General features: G+C 56.1%; 15 protein-coding genes and 1 pseudogene. 9 read left to right on the forward strand and 7 right to left on the reverse strand.

Annotation, left to right across the window (positions count from 1 at the left end; translation table 11 throughout):
• Positions 1-325: 325 nt before the first annotated feature.
• Positions 326-1,735, reverse strand: a complete 1,410-nt coding sequence (locus CAP48_RS09530; RefSeq protein ID WP_242444376.1) for an MFS transporter — start codon at positions 1,733-1,735, stop codon at positions 326-328.
• A 67-nt stretch (positions 1,736-1,802) separates the two neighbouring features.
• Between CAP48_RS09530 and CAP48_RS09535 the strand changes: the two genes are divergently transcribed.
• A complete protein-coding gene (locus tag CAP48_RS09535) occupies positions 1,803-2,243 on the forward strand; it encodes a helix-turn-helix domain-containing protein (RefSeq protein ID WP_100696758.1) in 441 nt (146 codons plus the stop codon).
• Between the two features lie 205 nt (positions 2,244-2,448).
• On the opposite strand, the gene nth is transcribed toward CAP48_RS09535, so the two are convergent.
• The 5 genes from nth to fdxA all read right to left on the reverse strand — a co-directional run bounded on the left by nth (position 2,449) and on the right by fdxA (position 6,673).
• Positions 2,449-3,156, reverse strand: coding sequence for an endonuclease III (nth, locus tag CAP48_RS09540; protein ID WP_100695888.1), 708 nt, complete (start codon positions 3,154-3,156; stop codon positions 2,449-2,451).
• A complete protein-coding gene (gene rsxB, locus CAP48_RS09545) occupies positions 3,153-3,878 on the reverse strand; it encodes an electron transport complex subunit RsxB (RefSeq protein ID WP_242444377.1) in 726 nt (241 codons plus the stop codon). The genes nth and rsxB overlap by 4 nt, the downstream gene beginning before the upstream one ends.
• A gap of 74 nt (positions 3,879-3,952) precedes the next feature.
• On the reverse strand, positions 3,953-5,215 hold the full coding sequence (locus tag CAP48_RS09550; protein ID WP_100696760.1) for a polyhydroxyalkanoate depolymerase: 1,263 nt from the start codon (positions 5,213-5,215) through the stop codon (positions 3,953-3,955).
• A gap of 334 nt (positions 5,216-5,549) precedes the next feature.
• A complete protein-coding gene (locus CAP48_RS09555; protein ID WP_100695892.1) occupies positions 5,550-6,329 on the reverse strand; it encodes a ferredoxin--NADP reductase in 780 nt (259 codons plus the stop codon).
• Between the two features lie 20 nt (positions 6,330-6,349).
• Positions 6,350-6,673 carry a ferredoxin FdxA gene (gene fdxA / locus CAP48_RS09560; RefSeq protein WP_100695894.1) on the reverse strand — a complete coding sequence of 108 codons (324 nt, stop codon included), beginning with the start codon at positions 6,671-6,673 and terminating at the stop codon, positions 6,350-6,352.
• Between the two features lie 114 nt (positions 6,674-6,787).
• Between fdxA and pncB the strand changes: the two genes are divergently transcribed.
• Positions 6,788-7,963 carry a nicotinate phosphoribosyltransferase gene (gene pncB, locus CAP48_RS09565; protein WP_100695896.1) on the forward strand — a complete coding sequence of 392 codons (1,176 nt, stop codon included), beginning with the start codon at positions 6,788-6,790 and terminating at the stop codon, positions 7,961-7,963.
• An 82-nt stretch (positions 7,964-8,045) separates the two neighbouring features.
• The gene (locus tag CAP48_RS09570; protein ID WP_100695898.1) at positions 8,046-8,396 is read left to right on the forward strand and encodes a RidA family protein; all 351 of its coding nucleotides are present in this window, start codon (positions 8,046-8,048) and stop codon (positions 8,394-8,396) included.
• 143 nt (positions 8,397-8,539) lie between these two features.
• Here CAP48_RS09570 and CAP48_RS09575 read toward each other — a convergent pair whose 3' ends face one another.
• Positions 8,540-9,049: a flavodoxin family protein gene (locus tag CAP48_RS09575; protein ID WP_100696762.1), complete on the reverse strand. Its 510-nt coding sequence runs from the start codon at positions 9,047-9,049 to the stop codon at positions 8,540-8,542.
• A gap of 422 nt (positions 9,050-9,471) precedes the next feature.
• On the opposite strand from CAP48_RS09575, the gene CAP48_RS09585 reads away from it, so the two are divergent.
• From CAP48_RS09585 to CAP48_RS09610, 6 genes and pseudogenes are all read left to right on the forward strand, one after another.
• Positions 9,472-11,826, forward strand: a complete 2,355-nt coding sequence (locus CAP48_RS09585) for a bifunctional (p)ppGpp synthetase/guanosine-3',5'-bis(diphosphate) 3'-pyrophosphohydrolase (RefSeq protein WP_369806334.1) — start codon at positions 9,472-9,474, stop codon at positions 11,824-11,826.
• 53 nt (positions 11,827-11,879) lie between these two features.
• Positions 11,880-13,079 (forward strand): tryptophan synthase subunit beta, encoded by a 1,200-nt coding sequence (trpB, locus tag CAP48_RS09590; protein ID WP_100695904.1) that lies wholly within the window; start codon positions 11,880-11,882, stop codon positions 13,077-13,079.
• A gap of 3 nt (positions 13,080-13,082) precedes the next feature.
• On the forward strand, positions 13,083-13,919 hold the full coding sequence (gene trpA / locus CAP48_RS09595; RefSeq protein WP_369806335.1) for a tryptophan synthase subunit alpha: 837 nt from the start codon (positions 13,083-13,085) through the stop codon (positions 13,917-13,919).
• Positions 13,920-13,942: 23 nt separating this feature from the next.
• A complete protein-coding gene (gene accD / locus CAP48_RS09600) occupies positions 13,943-14,818 on the forward strand; it encodes an acetyl-CoA carboxylase, carboxyltransferase subunit beta (RefSeq protein ID WP_100695908.1) in 876 nt (291 codons plus the stop codon).
• Positions 14,819-14,832: 14 nt separating this feature from the next.
• On the forward strand, positions 14,833-15,273 hold the full coding sequence (locus CAP48_RS09605) for a MarR family winged helix-turn-helix transcriptional regulator (protein ID WP_100695910.1): 441 nt from the start codon (positions 14,833-14,835) through the stop codon (positions 15,271-15,273).
• A 479-nt stretch (positions 15,274-15,752) separates the two neighbouring features.
• A pseudogene (locus CAP48_RS09610) lies at positions 15,753-16,718 on the forward strand (Bug family tripartite tricarboxylate transporter substrate binding protein).
• The last annotated feature ends 146 nt before the right edge of the window (positions 16,719-16,864 follow it).

Here is a 16,864-nt window from a genome sequence, read left to right on the forward strand (position 1 = left end):
TGGTTATGCGGGACCCGGACCTCCATATTGCCTGATCTGTACTTTGCTTGATGTCGATTGATAAAGACTAAAGTTCGTCATATCGGTTTGGCGAAAAATAGTGTATCGATTTAAGCGGACTATTTTCTTAACGTTTATTGGTTTTTTAAGAAACTCAATATCGATGTTCCGAGACTTCGACCACTGACTATGCTTGTGCGTTCGCGATAAATCTGCAAGCGGAGAAGGGGGCTACCAAGGCCCAACACGCAAGGCTGTGTCATGTACGTATCCAAGATGGCGGGTCGACTTGCCCCATCACATAGCGCTTGGCAGGGCCCTTGCATTATGCTCCGTACTGCTTTGATTGCGCCCGGCGTATGCACCAGGACAGAGTAAGGGCTAGCAGACAGATTCCTGCGATAATCACAAATGTGATTGTAAAGGCCCGGGCAACACCGTCTGCCGCAGTGTCGGCAATGCCCTGTGGTCCAAGTGCCATGGCGAACACGCCAGACATGAGCGATGCGCCGGTCATCAATCCCAGATTGCGTGATAATCCCAGCAATCCCGAGAGCAAGCCGCGTTGCGCCTGGGATGCGCCTAGCATGATGACAGTACTGTTGGCTGCCAGAAAGAGCTGAAAGCCAGGGGTTAGCAGTACCAGCGCCATGATATAGCCGGCGACGCCCAGCAACCGCGGAAAATAGGCCAGCGCAATCAGACCGAGCGTGGTCTGGATCAGGCCGGCCATGCGCGTGCGCTGCGCGCCAATGCGGTCGGCCAGGCGACCCGCGGGTACCCCGGAGACGGCTGCCATCAACGGACCGACGGCCATCACCAGACCGATTCCGGCTTCGCTTAAACCAAGCCCGAAGGACAGGAAAAAAGGACCAATTACCAAGGTGGCCATCATCGGAATGGACACCAGCAGATTCATCAGCAGCGCCGTGCCGGTAAGCGGATCGCGCAAGTGTGCGAGCGGGACCAGAGGCGAGGGCACGCGCGACTGGACCCGAATAAACAGGACAAGCGCGCCGGCGGCGCACACCAATAGCAGGGTTGAGCGCATTGCCGTATTGCTGTCGCCGCCGACCGTGCCTAGTCCGTACAGAATGAGCGTTGCCGTCAGCAAGGTGGCACCCACCCAGTCTGGTGAGGCGGCGCTCGGGCTTCTGTCGCTCGTTACAGCCGGGATGACCCTGCCTGCAAATATCAAGAGACCGGCGCCAAGAATAGCCAGCATGATGAACGCTGCGCGCCAGCCCATATTGCCAATGAGCACACCCCCGAGCGAGGGACCCAGGGCGGTGCCGATGGCGGACATGGTCCCGAATAACCCCATCGCTGAGCCGATCCGCTCCTTGGCCACGAACTCATGCGCAATCGAGATGGGCAATGCCATCAGAGTTGCGCCACCCACGCCCTGAACCACCCGCCCCAGTACCAGCATGTCCAGGGTCGGCGCGGCCGCGCAAAGTCCTGATGCCAACATAAAAAGCGTTAGCCCGACGATGAGCACGCGTCGATGACCGATAAGATCACCGAGCTTGCCCGCCAGGACGATTGCAACTGTGATTGTGATTAGGTAGGCAAGCATGACCCATTGCACGGCGGGCAGCGTTGCGTTGAAATCCCGCGTGAGGGCGGGCAGCGCCACCGTGGCGATACTGACCCCAAGTGATGCCAGCAGCATTGCACCAGCCAGTGCCATCAATATGAGTGTCGTTGTTTGTTTCCCGGGAAGTCCATGCATGATTTTTCCTTGCCTGCAGATGTCGTGGCAAGTATTATGCAACTTCAAGCCAACTTTAAGTCAAGCCATGAATCTGATTGATATTGCCGCGCTGTCTCAAAGCAGTGGCGTGCCGCCTTCGACCTTACGTTACTATGAAGAACTCGGATTGATTCATTCCTGCGCGCGGCATGGTCTTAGGCGCCAGTACGATGAGCAAACGCTTACTCAACTGGCCTTGATATCATTGGGAAAGGCTGCCGGTTTTTCTCTGGAACAGATCAAGGGAATGTTCCGCCAGGATGGGTCACCGAACCTGTCGCGTCCCATTCTGCATGAACGTGCCGATGCGATTGAAAATCAGGTCCGCCGCTTAAAGGCGCTGCGGGATACCTTGCGACATGTGGCTGATTGTTCGGCGCCCAGTCATATGCAGTGTCCGAAATTCCAGCAGCTTTTAAGGGTCATACACCCACAAGCAGCCGGCGCACCGCCCTGGCGGCCGAAAAGGCGAAGACAGGGCGAGTGAGTCGCCTGACATTGGCAGCCCGTGTGAGCCAAGGCGTCACCCAAGTGCACGAATCCGATAGTGTGCGGATGATAAAAGAGGGCACAAGGCAAGTCTTACAAACGTTTTTGCAAAAGCAAAATGGGGCTGCCAGCTCTTCGGCCATAGAACACAAAGGTGTTAACAGCCTGTTATGCCGCTTTTTTCAGCGTCTTTTTGACCGGTTTTACGGTCTTTTTAATGCGGCCTTCTTTGCCGGCCGGGCTGTGCCCGTTTTTCTGGCTGATCGACGCTCAGCGCTCGCCAAATTCTTTTCTTTGAATTCACACAGGTCTTCAATCCCGCATTGCGCACACTTGGGCGCGCGCGCCACGCAGATATACCTGCCATGCAGAATCAGCCAGTGATGCGCGTCCAGCAGGTATTCCTTTGGCACGAAACGCATCAGTTTGTCTTCGACTTCCCGTACGTTCTTGCCCGGCGCCAGGCCGGTTCGATTTGACACGCGAAAAATATGCGTGTCTACGGCCATGGCAGCCTGGCCAAAAGCGGTATTGAGAACAACGTTCGCGGTTTTTCGTCCCACGCCGGGCAGCGCTTCCAGCGCTTCGCGCGTGTCGGGCACCACGCCCTGGTATTGCGCTTGCAGGATGGCACAGGTTGCCAGTGCGTTTTTTGCCTTGGTTTTGTAAAGCCCGATCGTGCGAATTTTTTCGGTAAAGGTCTCCAGGCCCATGTCCAGGATATCTTGGGGCGTTTTGCAGATATCGAAAATATGGCGGGTGGCCAGGTTGACCGATCTGTCGGTTGCCTGCGCCGACAGCAAAACGGCGATCAGCAACTGGAATGTGTTTTCGTATTCGAGCTCGGTTGTGGGATTGGCATTGGCAGCGGCCAGCCGCTCGAAAATGCGTTTGCGTTTTTCTGCGTTCATGCGTCGTTGCCCGAGGGGCTTGTTGTTTTGCGGCGTGCGCGCGCCCGTTGCAGCGCCAGCGCAATAGCGGCTTTTTTGGCTTCTTCAGCTGATGGCGGGCCCGATCCTGCGCCGGATGCCTCGTTCGCAGTGGTGTCGGCTACAGGTGCACAATGGCTGGCGCCGGAACGTGCCGGTTCGCCGCCAAGGGCGGCCTGGGCACTTGCGTGGCGCATGCGCTCTTCTTTCTCAATGGCCTCGCGTTGCAGACGCTGCGCCCGTTGTTCATGTCGTGTTCGGGCGGCGTCGGCGTCGTTCTGCGTCCACTCGCGTTTGGCCTGAACCATGGTAATGCAGTCCACGGGACACGGGGCAACGCACAGATCGCAGCCCGAGCATAGGTCGGGAATGACTGTGTGCATGAATTTGTTGGCGCCCATGATGGCATCTACAGGACAGGCCTGAATGCATAGCGTACAGCCTATGCAATGCGCTTCATCGATAACGGCCAGCAGCAGGGGGCCTGGCTGTCCACAGGACGGATCCAGCGGCAGAATCGGCGTATCCAGCACGGCAGCCAGTTTTGCGACGCCTGCGTCGCCGCCCGGAGGGCAACGGTTAATTGGCGTTGTGCCTTCGGCCAGTGCCTGCGCGTACGGACGACAGCCGTCGTAGCCGCATTGGGTGCATTGCGTTTGAGGAAGTACCGCGTCTATGCGGTCGATGAGGAGGGCGTGATTCATAGGGGTAATAAGAAAAGAACGCAGCCGCAGCCACGTCCCCTTCATTGTACCGAAAATGACAGCGCCAGTTGCTCTCAGGCAGTGGCTTTCTCGGGAATGCGGTGTTTTTCTTCGGTTTCGGTAATAAAGGCGTCAACCACGGGGAAAATTTGTTTTCTCCATTTTGAGCCGGAAAAAATGCCGTAGTGCCCGCAGCCTTTGGCCAGGAAGTGTTTCCTGTCGGCTTTTTTCAGACCCGAACATAGTTTCTGCGCCGCCTCGGTCTGGCCATAGCCGGTGATGTCGTCGTTTTCGCCTTCAATGGTCAGCAGACGGGTGCGGGTAATGTCCTGGGGTCTGACCCGTTGATCACGGACTTTCCATTCGCCTTTAGGTAGCAAATGGTCCTGGAATACGACGCGAATGGTGTCCAGATAATATTCGGCGGGCAAATCCAGTACGGCATTGTATTCATCATAAAAGCGCCGATGGTGTTCGGCCTCTGACAACTGATCGGACATCAGGTTCATATAGAAGTCATAATGCGCTTCCATATGCTTGTCCGGATTCATGGCGACAAAGCCTGCATGTTGCAGAAAGCCCGGGTACACCTTGCGCCCAGCGCCCGGGTAGCGTCCGGGCACGACGTGGATCAGCTTGTTTTCGAACCAGGAGTACGGATTGGAATCTGCCAGGCTGTTGACCTGTGTGGGCGACAGGCGTGTGTCGATGGGGCCGCCCATCATGACCATGGATCTGGGCATGGCGTCGTGTTCGCCTGCGGATGCCATGAGCGATACTGCTGCCAGCACCGGCACAGTGGGCTGGCATACCGACATGATATGCATGCCGGGGCCTACCACATGGATGAATTCGCGTACATAATCGACGTAGTCGTCCAGGTGGAACGCTCCTTTGCTGGGCGGCACCATGCGGGCATCAATCCAGTCTGTGATGTACACATCGAAACCGGTGAGCATGGTTTTGACCGTATCGCGCAAAAGCGTGGCGTGGTGGCCCGACAGCGGGGCCACGATAAGCACTTTGGGGTCGCCGTTCGGGTTTTTGCTGTGTTCGCGTTCGAAGTGAATCAGGTTACAGAATGGCTTGGCCAGCGTGGTGGTGAGGGTGACAGCGCTTTTTTTATTTCCCACCGTGACCGTGTCGATATTCCATTCCGGCTTTTCGTAATCCTTGCCCAGACGGTGGAACAGCTCGAAGCTGGCCGCTATGTTTTTTGACAGGGGAAGATAGGTGTAAGGACTGAACGGGTTGGTGAACAGGTTTGAGCCGATTTGTGTGAACGAGGCCATCGGCGAAAGAAAGCTGCGGGTTAGCTCATGGAGCTGGTAAAGCATAATCATAGTCTGTCCATATCCAACGAAGGTTGGCGTTCAATGAAAATTCTAACACTCAGCACGGTTAATCGTGTGAAAGTGTGCGCAGTTGCCTGTTAAGAATCGCCAAGAGGCGAGAATATGTTGCTGCGCAGCAATAGTTGATTGAAACAATAGTAGCAAGAAAGCTGGCCAAATGCCATGCGGTTATATACGGACGTCCGAGGCGGCCGTGACCAGTAAATAACCCGCCGGCCGGCGGCCTGGACGATGTAATCAGTGGTAAACGGCCAGCAAGGGCTCAAAAACCGTGACCACGTCTTTCCTTTTGGCTGGTATGCCGGCCAGACCGTCGTTACCAGTAGTTTTCCACAGCCAGGTTGCCCGGCACACCACGACGCCCCGGCGCAAAGCCCCGGTCGGCCAGAATTTTACGGGCATCGGTCACCATTGCCGGGTTGCCGCAGAGCATGACGCGGGCGATGGCCGGATCCAGCCCGGCGCCGGTCAGTTGCTCCAGTTGCCCGGAGCTGATCAGCGTCGTAATGCGCGCTTGCGGCGTGTTGGGCAACGCCTCGCGCGACGCCAGCGGCAGGTAGACAAACTGTTGCTCGTTGACTGCGTATTTTCGAGCAAGGCTTGCGATCTGCTCCTGATAGGTCAGCTCATTGGCCTGTCTTACGCCATGCACCAGGATGATGCGTTCAAACTGCCGCCATGTTTGCGGGTCGTCCAGCATGGGCAGGTAGGCCGACAGGCCGGTGCCGGTGGCCAGCATCCACAGTTGTCCTCCCTGGGGGAAGCGCTCAATGGTCATGAAGCCGAAAGCGGTTTTATCGACGTATATTGCATCGCCCACCTGCAAATCGTGCAGGCGCGGGCTGAACTGACCTTCGGGCACGACAATCGAATAAAACTCCAGGCCATCGGCATGGGCCGGGGTGACCATGGAATAGGCCCGCCAGATGTCGGGTTTCGCATCGTCGAGGGCATTTTCCGGCAGGCCAAGCCGGGCGAATTGGCCCGGCACAAACTGGAATGCGGGATCTTTGGTCGTCACAATCGAGAAAAGTTTGCCGGGAATCCACTCTGTCCGGCCGGTGATAATCTGGCGAGTGTATTTTTCCTGTGTCATACAGCGGATGCGTGCCTTGTTCAGCGTTCGAGATACTGCAGTTTATCTTCTTTCCCGTTCCATTCGTCGGCGTCGGGCAAAGGCTTGACCGATCGGCTGATGGTTGGAAAGTCAGCACTGAGCTCGGCGTTAATGGCAATAAATTTCATTTGGTCCTGGGGTACATCTTCTTCTGCAAAAATGGCATTGGCCGGACATTCGGGAATACAGACAGCGCAATCGATGCACTCATCCGGATCAATAATCAGAAAATTGGGACCTTCTTTGAAACAATCCACCGGACAGACATCGACGCAATCGGTGTATTTACATTTGATGCAGTTTTCGGTCACGACGTGAGTCATTACCACTCCAGATTAAATATTTATTTGTCAAATTAGGATTTTACCTAATCTTTGGGTGAATATGCTCAAAACCCTATAGCTGTGATATGGTTATGAAAACATAATGACGTCATCATGATCATCCAATCCCTACTCGATACCGATCTGTACAAGTTCAGCATGATGCAGGTGGTACTGCACCATTTTCCGGGAGCGCAGGTCGAATACCGGTTCAAGTGCCGATCCAAGGGCATAAACCTGCAGCCGTATATCGAAGAAATCCGTAGCGAAATCCACGATCTGTGCCAGCTTCGGTTTTCCGAAGATGAACTCAATTATCTGCGTAATCTGCGCTTTATCAAGGGCGATTTTGTTGAGTTCCTTGGCCTGTTTCATCTGCCCGAAAAATGCATCTTCGTGACACCGGGCCAGGAACCGGGCGAAATTTCCATTGAAGTCAAAGGGTCCTGGCTGCACACCATCCTGTTCGAAATACCCGTGCTGGCGATCGTCAACGAAGTGTATTTCCGTAACAAGGCGCCGGGCCTGGACTATGAAGAAGGGCGGCGGCGGCTTGAAGAAAAAATCCAGCTCATCACCAGCGCTGCCGACATGGCCAGCTTCAAAGTGGCCGAGTACGGCACCCGCCGCCGTTTTTCGGGTGAGTGGCATCACGAGGTGGTGCAGACATTGCAAAAGCAGATGGGCGTCAACTTTGCCGGCAGCAGCAATGTGCTGATGGCCAAGCAATATGGTGTCACGCCGCTGGGCACCATGGGTCACGAGTATTTGCAGGCCTGCCAGGCATTGGGGCCGCGCTTGCGCGACTCCCAGGTGTTTGCCCTGGAAAAATGGGCCATGGAGTATCGAGGCGATCTTGGGATTGCGTTGTCCGATGTTTACGGGACCAATGCGTTTTTGCGCGACTTCGACATGTATTTTTGCAAGCTGTTCGATGGGGCGCGGCATGATTCGGGCGATCCTTTCGAATGGGGCGAGCGCTTGCTAGCTCACTACCGCAATAACCGGGTTGACCCGTCAACCAAGACGCTGGTGTTTTCAGACGGCTTAAGCTTCCCGGTGGCAATGGACATTCATCGGCGCTTTAGCGGACGCTGCAAAGTGTCCTTTGGCATTGGCACCAACCTGACTAACGATCTGGGCGTCAAGCCATTGCAGATCGTTATGAAGATGGTTCGCTGCAACGGCCAGCCGGTTGCCAAGGTGTCAGATGAACCCGAAAAAACCATGTGCGATGATCCTGCTTATCTGAGTTATTTGCGTCACGTGTTTGACCTGCCTCCCGCCTGAAAAAATGACGCCGCGGTTGTGTCCGGATGGCGCAGGCTGTGTGATAATGCACGCTTTTCACAACGTTCAGACAGGAGTAGTCATGGGTGATATCAAGCGTACCAATGTGGGCAGCCGCCTTTCCGATATGGCCGTATTCAACGGCGTCGTCTACCTGGCCGGTCAGGTCCCTGAAGATGTCACGCTTGATATGGAAGGCCAGACCAAACAGGTATTGGGTATCATCGACTCGCTGCTCAAGGAAGCCGGCACCAGTAAGGAACGCCTGCTGATGGTGCAGATTTTTGTGGCGAACATCAAAGAATTCGATCAGATGAACAAGGTGTGGGATCAGTGGGTCTCCAAAGAAAACGCGCCGCCACGCGCCACGATCGAAGCGCGCCTGGCCAACCCTGACTATAAAGTAGAAATCATCGCGACTGCGGCAATATAAGCGGGCAACGCCGTCATGGGCGGCATTGTTGGCAGGTAATCGGCCCGTGCTGCTGCCCGCCGGCAGCGCCTTCCAGGTAGAGGCCGAGCGCCTGCCGCCTGCAATGCGGCAGCAGGCCAAACCGCGTTGCTTCACATATTAAGCTATAGCAAGGCAAACAGCGTTGCGCCAATTTCCCGCGCTTGCGCCAGTTGCGTCGGCGACAGGGTCTTGGGCGCCAGAATGGCGGCTTCGGTATCGCTTTGCATGTTAAGGATAATGCCAGGCACACGCTCATTCAGCCTCCAGCCACTGCAAATACGCCGCAACTGGCGTAGCGCACCTTCTCCATCGCTTCCGGCGGTAATAATCACGCTAAAGAGCCGGCCTTCGATGCGATGCAGCAGCGGATAATACAAGCGGTCAAGACATTCTTTCATTTCCCCGCTGAGCGAAGCCAGGTTTTCCGGCGCGCAAAACAGATAGGCTGATGCTTCAAGCATGTCCTGGGGTGTTACATCACAGGCGCGCTTGATGTGTACATTGTGGCTTTCGCCAAGCTCGGCGCGGATGGCCCCAGCCGCTTGGCAGGCTTCTCGCGCTGCAGACTCGGCAGCGCCTGTCCTGGAGTGCCACAGGATCAGCAGCGAACCGGGAGTAATTTCAGTTGGCATAAAATACATTGCCGGCTGGTCTGGGGCTGAGTGTCGTCAAGCCTGTTGCTCGAATACTCGAGAGCCAGCACCGCGTCTCCTGTCGATGACGGTTAATAAAATGAGCAAAGGCCATGCCAGCGTGGGCGGCCGCATTGCAAGAGGCAAGGGGCCAAGCCCGCTTGCATGGGCAACTGCGCAGGAATGGCCTTCTGCCAAATCCCAGGGTTACGGCGTTATTCAAATTGTCTACCGGATGAACAAATCACGCAAGCCCGCTCTTTTTTGCGCCAGCGGCGTTAAAATACGGCTTTGCATGAATGTGCCGCAGCTCGCCGGGTTATTTGTGTCCGCTTATGGCAGGTGCAATACAATGGGTATCCAGGGACGATGGCGCATAATGCTCCTATAGACATTCCGAATATAGCCTTTGGCTTTTGCACATGAAAACAACAGAACCCGAGTTCATACCGGATTCCTTCCAGGACGAAGCGTGGATGAATGCCGTATGTGCCGGTCTGGATGATGCCGGACGCAATATGGTGCAACAGGCGATCAACTGGTGTGACCCTCTCTTGCAAAACGGTGCCATCGCAACCGGAGAGCCGTCTATCCACCACGCCAAGGGAATGGTGCAAATCCTGGCGCTTCTGCAACTGGATGCACCCACGCTTGTTGCGGCGCTGGTGCTGGCCATTCCCATTGATCTGGATGACGAATCCGCACAGGATCGGAAAAATGAGCTCATCGATCTTTTCGGCCTGGAAACGTTCAGCCTGATTAACGGTTCGCGTGCACTGCTGCGGATTGGCGCCATTGCCCGTAATGCCTCGTCCCAGGGACGCAATGAATCGTCGGGACAGCGGGAGATGCTGCGCAAAATGCTGCTGGCCATGGCCAGCGATCTTCGCATTGTGCTCATCCGCCTGGCCTCGCGTTTGCAAACCTTGCGCTGGTACGCAGAAACGAAAAATCCGTGCCCGATCGAACTGGCCGAAGAGACCCGGGATGTCTATGCGTCCCTGGCCAACCGCCTGGGAATCTGGCAGATCAAGTGGGAAATGGAAGATTTATCCTTCCGATTCCTTTCGCCTGAAGTCTACAAGGACATTGCCCGCAAGCTGGAAGGCAAGCGCATCGAGCGCGAAGCCCGTATTCAGTCGCTGACCGATGACATCGCAGGTTCACTGGCAGATATGGGTATCGAGGCGGATGTCTCGGGGCGGGCCAAGCATATCTACAGCATCTACAATAAGATGCGCAACAAGGGCCTGAGTTTCGACCAGCTGTACGATCTGCTGGCCATCCGTATCATTGTGGCCAATGAACGTGATTGCTATGCCACGCTGTCGCTGTTGCAGGCGCGTTGGACGCCGGTCATGAATGAATTCGATGACTATATTGCGCGGCCCAAGCCCAATGGCTATCGGTCGCTGCACACCGTGCTCAAAACGGCTGACGGACATACTTTTGAAGCGCAGATCCGTACCCGCAAGATGCATGATTTTGCCGAGTACGGGATGGCGGCGCATTGGCGCTACAAGGAAGCCGGGCCCAAGGGCGGCCAGGTCGCCGCCGTGTCCATGTACGATCGCCAGGTGTCGTGGATGCGTCAGTTGCTGGCATGGCGCAAAGAGGTCGGCCTGCCTGTCAGTGATCCTGTTGGCGCTTCCCCCGAGGTGCCGGCAGCGATCACCGATAAGGCGGGGGCCGCGCAATCGGATAAGGCCCGGCCGGCGGGGCCGGCTGCGCCACAGTCCAAGGCGCAGCCCTCGCGGCAGGAGCGCGAGAACAAAAAAAACACGGAACGCATTTATGTGCTGACGCCGCAGGCGCGCGTGATCGAGCTGCCCGAAGGGGCGACACCGGTCGATTTTGCCTATCATTTGCATACAGACCTGGGCCACCGGTGCCGGGGAGCGCGGGTCGACGGGCAGATGGTGGCGCTCAACACCAAGCTGCTCAATGGGCAGACGGTGGAAATTATTGCTGCCAAATCCGGCGGACCATCACGTGACTGGATCAACACCCAGCTTGGGTATCTGGCCAGTCCGCGGGCGCGCGCCAAGGTGCGCTTGTGGTTCAATGCCATCGAACTGCAAAAGCGGATCACCACCGGCCAGGACCTGGTCGAAAAGGAATTGGCCCGATTGGGTAAAACGGCGGTCAACCTGGACCAACTGGCCGAGAGACTGGGCTTTGCCAATTGCGATGATCTGTACGTGGCGGTGGCCAAGGACGAGTTCAGTCTGCGCCAGATTGCCACTGCCTTTCAGGAGCCCGATCCCGATCCCGCCGCTGCGTACGATACCATTGTCGCGCGCGAATCAGGCGCGCAAAGTGCGGCCAAGACAGGCAAAAGCGGCGTGCTGGTGGTTGGGGTCGACTCCTTGCTTACGCAGCTGGCACGCTGCTGCCATCCTGCGCCGCCAGATCCGATCGGCGGCTTTGTCACGCGGGGACGGGGCGTATCCATTCACCGCAGCGATTGCCCGTCTTTTGCCGTCATGAAATCCAAGAGTCCCGAGCGTGTTATCGAAGTGACCTGGGGCGATACCGGAGATACCGTTTATCCGGTCAATATTGCCATTCACTCGCAAGATCGCAACGGTCTGCTCAAGGATCTGACCGAGTTGTTTTCCCGAATGAAACTGAATGTGGTGGGTGTCAACACCCAGAGCAAGGCTTCAATCGCCCATTTGCATTTCACGGTAGAGGTCCGGGACGGGGAACAACTGCGAAAAGCCATGAATGCCATATTGGATATCCCTGGAATTATCAGCGCTTCACGCTGTTAAAACATGTAAAATAGCCCTTTACTTCTCGTCTGAAGCCGACGCCAGGAGCCAATTTGACTGCTTATTCCTTTCCCGACAACAGGGGCCACTTCGGTCGTTACGGTGGCGTTTTCGTTGCCGAAACGCTGATGCACGCTGTTTCGGAACTGAATGAAGCCTACGAAAAATACAAGGAAGACCCTGACTTTGTTGCCGAGTATCGTTACGAACTGGCGCACTTTGTCGGGCGTCCCAGCCCTGTGTATCACGCCCGCCGCTGGTCCGAGCAACTGGGCGGGGCGCAAATCTGGTTCAAGCGCGAAGACCTGAATCACACCGGTGCGCACAAGATCAACAATTGCATCGGGCAGATTCTGCTGGCCCGCAAAATGGGCAAAACACGTATTATTGCAGAAACCGGGGCAGGCCAGCATGGCGTTGCAACGGCCACGGTCGCTGCGCGTTATGGCATGGAGTGCGTGATCTACATGGGTGCCGAAGACGTGCGGCGCCAGGCTTCAAACGTCTATCGCATGAAGCTGCTTGGCGCCACGGTGGTGCCCGTTGAATCGGGCTCGCGCACACTCAAAGACGCACTGAACGAAGCTATGCGCGACTGGGTCACCCGAATTGAGGAGACCTATTATATTATCGGCACGGTCGCCGGTCCTCACCCTTATCCGGCCATGGTGCGCGATTTTCAGCAAATCATCGGTCAGGAATGCATAGAACAAATGCCGGCCTGCGCCGGGCGCCAGCCGGACGCGGTTATTGCGTGTGTTGGCGGCGGCTCCAATGCCATGGGCATTTTTTATCCCTATCTGGCGCATGCCAAAGTCAAGCTGATCGGTGTTGAAGCGGCCGGCCAGGGGCTGGATACGTCCCGTCACGCAGCCTCCATCAACGGTGGTCAGGTGGGCGTGCTGCATGGCAATCGTACTTATGTATTGCAGAACCGCGACGGGCAGATCCGGCAAACCCATTCGGTATCGGCTGGGCTCGATTACCCCGGTGTTGGCCCCGAACATGCCTGGCTTCATGACAGCAACCGCGCCGCCTATGTGGCCGTTGACAACAATGCGGCTCTGGATGCGTTTGGTCAATGTTGCCGTCTGGAAGGCATTATGCCGGCCCTGGAGTCGGCGCATGCGCTGGCCTATGCCGCCGAGCTGGCCCCAACCTTGTCGCGCGACTCCATTTTGCTGGTGTGTTTGTCGGGCCGGGGCGACAAGGATATGCATACCGTTGCCGAATATACCGGCGTTGACCTGTAAGGAATGGCAATGAGCCAGCAACGGATCAATAAAACATTTGCAAGACTGGGGCGGCGCACTGCGCTGATTCCCTACATTGCAGCAGGCGATCCTGAACCGGCAGCAACGGTTCCGCTGATGCATGCATTGGTCAGGGCAGGCGCCGATATTATCGAGCTTGGGGTGCCTTTTTCAGACCCCATGGCTGACGGGCCGGTCATACAGCAGGCCACTGCGCGCGCCATCGCCAAGGGCGTAGGTCTGGCGGATGTGCTCGGCATGGTTGCCACGTTCCGCAAGATGGACCAAAGTACCCCGGTCGTCTTGATGGGGTATGCCAACTCCATCGAAGCCATGGGCCAGCACGCCTTCGCAAGCGAAGCCAGTAAATCGGGCGTGGACGGAATACTGATTGTCGACTGTCCGCCAGAAGAATATGATGATCTTTCCGATGATCTTCGCACCTACGGTATTTCGCCCATTTTCCTGCTGTCGCCCACCTCGACCGAGGCGCGTATTCAGGCGGTAGCAAAGCGAGCTGAGGGGTATCTTTATTATGTCTCGCTCAAGGGCACGACCGGCTCATCGGCCATTGATTTGAACGATGTGCGGGAACGGGTGGCGCGCATCAAAAAATATGTTTCCATCCCGGTCGGCGTGGGATTCGGTATCCGGGATGCAGCCAGTGCTGTACAGGTTGCCGACGCTGCCGACGCAGTCGTGATTGGCAGTCGCTTGATAGAAACCATTGCACAGGCGATCTCCCTACAACCATCGGCAAACCCGTCCGAGGTGGCAGTGACTGCTGCCTCGGACTGGTTGCGACAGATCCGGCAGGCGCTGGATCAGAACAGAAAATAAGCATTCAGAAATAAGGATTGATAATGAGCTGGTTAGACAAGATTCTTCCACCACGCATCAACAAGAAAACCGAGCAGCAGGGGCGTCGCGTACCCGAAGGCCTGTGGGTAAAATGCCCATCCTGCGAATCGGTGCTGTATAACGATGACCTGGTTGAAACCGTCCACGTATGTCCCAAATGCAGCTATCACATGCGATTGAATGCGCGTGCACGCATTGAAGCGCTGCTCGATGCAGACGGTCGGGTAGAAATCGGCGAAGGCATTCGCTCTACCGATCCGCTCAAATTCAAGGACAGCCGTAAATATCCCGAGAGACTGGCAGAAGCCACGCAAAAATCAGGAGAATCTGATGCGCTGGTCGTCATGAGTGGCAGCATCTGCACGGTTCCGGTTGTGCTTGCCTGCTTTGAATTCGATTTCATGGGTGGCTCCATGGGCTCGGTCGTTGGCGAGCGTTTTGTGCGCGGGGTTCGTGCTGCAATCCAGAACAAAACACCCTTTATCTGTGTGGCGGCCTCGGGCGGCGCGCGCATGCAGGAAAGCCTGTTTTCGCTGATGCAGATGGCAAAAACCAATGCCATGCTTACCCGCCTTGCCCAGGAAGGGCTGCCGTTTATCAGTGTGCTGACCGACCCGACCATGGGCGGCGTCTCGGCAAGTTTTGCTTTCATGGGCGATGTGGTCATTGCAGAGCCCAAGGCGCTTATCGGTTTTGCCGGACCGCGCGTGATTGAGCAGACCGTTCGCGAGCAGTTGCCCGAAGGCTTCCAGCGTGCCGAGTTCCTGCTTGAGAAAGGCGCTGTCGACATGGTGGTTGACCGACGCCAATTGCGCACGGAACTGGCGCGACTGATGGCCTTGCTCACTCGTCAGTCCAGTGAAGCGGTTTCTGCCTAAGGCAGGAGGCACGGATGGAATCTGACGCGTTTCGACTCGAAAAAACGCTGACCTATCAGTTACATCAATTATCCAAACTGATTGATCGGCGTGTCGACTACTCAGACATTCAACGGATCGCCCTGAATGCCGGGGAAGGGCGCACGATCGCCGTTCTTGGTTACTACGGGACCCTGTCGGTCATACAGCTGGCCCGGCTGGCCAACCTTGATAAAAGCCAGGCAAGCCGGGCGGTCGTCTCCCTGGTCGGAAAGGGCATTATTGAAAAGCGCAGCGACAACCGGGATGCCAGGGCGTTCGAGCTGTTCCTGACCGAGGCCGGGCAACAAGTCTATACCGACATTGTCGATCTCATCGTTGAGCGCAATGAAGTGGCGCTCAAATCCCTCACAGCCCGGGAAAAACAATTGCTGTTCGGCCTGTTTGGAAAAATTCATCAAAACCTGACTGATTGAGATCAGCGCGCATATAAGTCGGCGTACTGGTCGCAACATGTGCGGGATTGTCTGTATCCTTGGCATCATCGGCGTTCACCACATCTTCACATCTTTACATCTCCACATCTTCACATCTTCACATCTTCACATCTCCTGACTCGCGTCTCCTGCTTCGGTATTTTCGGGTAAGTACGAATGCTGGCGTGCTTGAGATCAGTTGATTTGTCGATTAAATTGCGGCGCTGATCAAATAGTGGAAAGTGCCACTATGCATAAAGCGAACGCAGTGGCATCATTTACTGGGTTTATAAGCTCTCTTGTATACGCACTCTTCTCTTGTATAAAGCACTGCCATAAAAGCGGTGCCAGTAATAGAGCTGCCTGTAGAAGAGCTGCTTGTATCAACGACATTTGTATCAAAGCCGCTTATATCAAACATGCCTGCGCTTCTGTGCCGCCATAAAACCCGCCTATATAAAAATCGATTCATGGAGAAACTGAATATGAATATCAAACAATGGTTGTCGTTGGTCGTCCTGAGCGTGGCTGTGACGGGCGCTCACGCTGCGTGGCCGTAAGGCCCGGTAACCTGGGTAGTTCCGTATCCGGCCGGTGGCGGGACAGACGTGATTGCCAGGACTGTTGCGAAGTCTCTGGAGCAAAAGCTGGGGCAAACCATTGTGGTAGAGAACCGGCCTGGCGGCGGAACCGCCATTGGGGCGTCCGCAGTCTCACGGGCCAAGCCCGATGGCCATACAGTGGGTACGGCCGATTCAGGGACGCTGGCCTTCAATCCATCGCTGTATAAAAGCCTGACGTATGATCCGGCCAAATTTACCTATATTGGCGGATTGGCTCGCTTCCCGCTGTTGCTGGCCGTGCCCGCCAGCTCCCCGTACAAGACGGTCAGCGAGCTGATTGAAGCAGCCAAAAAAGAACCGGGCAAACTGTCGGCCAGTTCGGCCGGTGCGGGCTCGCCCCACCACCTGGCGCTCGAGCGCTTCAAGCAATTGACCAAAACCGATATCGTTCATGTGCCCTATAAGGGCGCGGCGCCGGCCTTGCAAGACCTGATCGGCGGCCAGGTCGATCTGATGTTCGGCGACTTGGGAGCGTCACTGCCCAATATCAAGGCCGGCAAGGTGCGTGTTTTGGCCGCAACCGTACCTGAACGTCTGGCTTTGTTGCCGGATGTGCCCACCATGGCCCAGGAAGGGGTGGGCGATTTTGTCGCCTATGCCTGGCAGGGCCTGGTTGGTCCGGCCGACATGCCCGATGAGGTGGTAGAAAAACTGGATTCTGATTTGAAGGCCACACTGCAAAGTGATGAAGTGCGCAAGAAAGTGGAAGCCATGGGTGTGGAAATCATGCCCATGACGTCATCTGAATTCAAATCCTACGCTGACAAGGAGCGGGAAGACTGGGCCAAGATTATCGAGGCCGGAAACATTACGCTGCAGTAACGGGCAAGCCTTGCGATAGATCACTCATTTTTGGGTGTGCAGCCAACAAAAAGCCCCTTGTTGTTGTCCCGCTGTAATGGCTACAGCGAAACAGACAAGGGGCTTTTTTACATTGCGTGGCCAGTTTCCAAGCGGGGAGACCGGCC

The organism is Advenella sp. S44, assembly GCF_002810445.1.
Classification (GTDB): Bacteria; Pseudomonadota; Gammaproteobacteria; order Burkholderiales; family Burkholderiaceae_B; genus Advenella.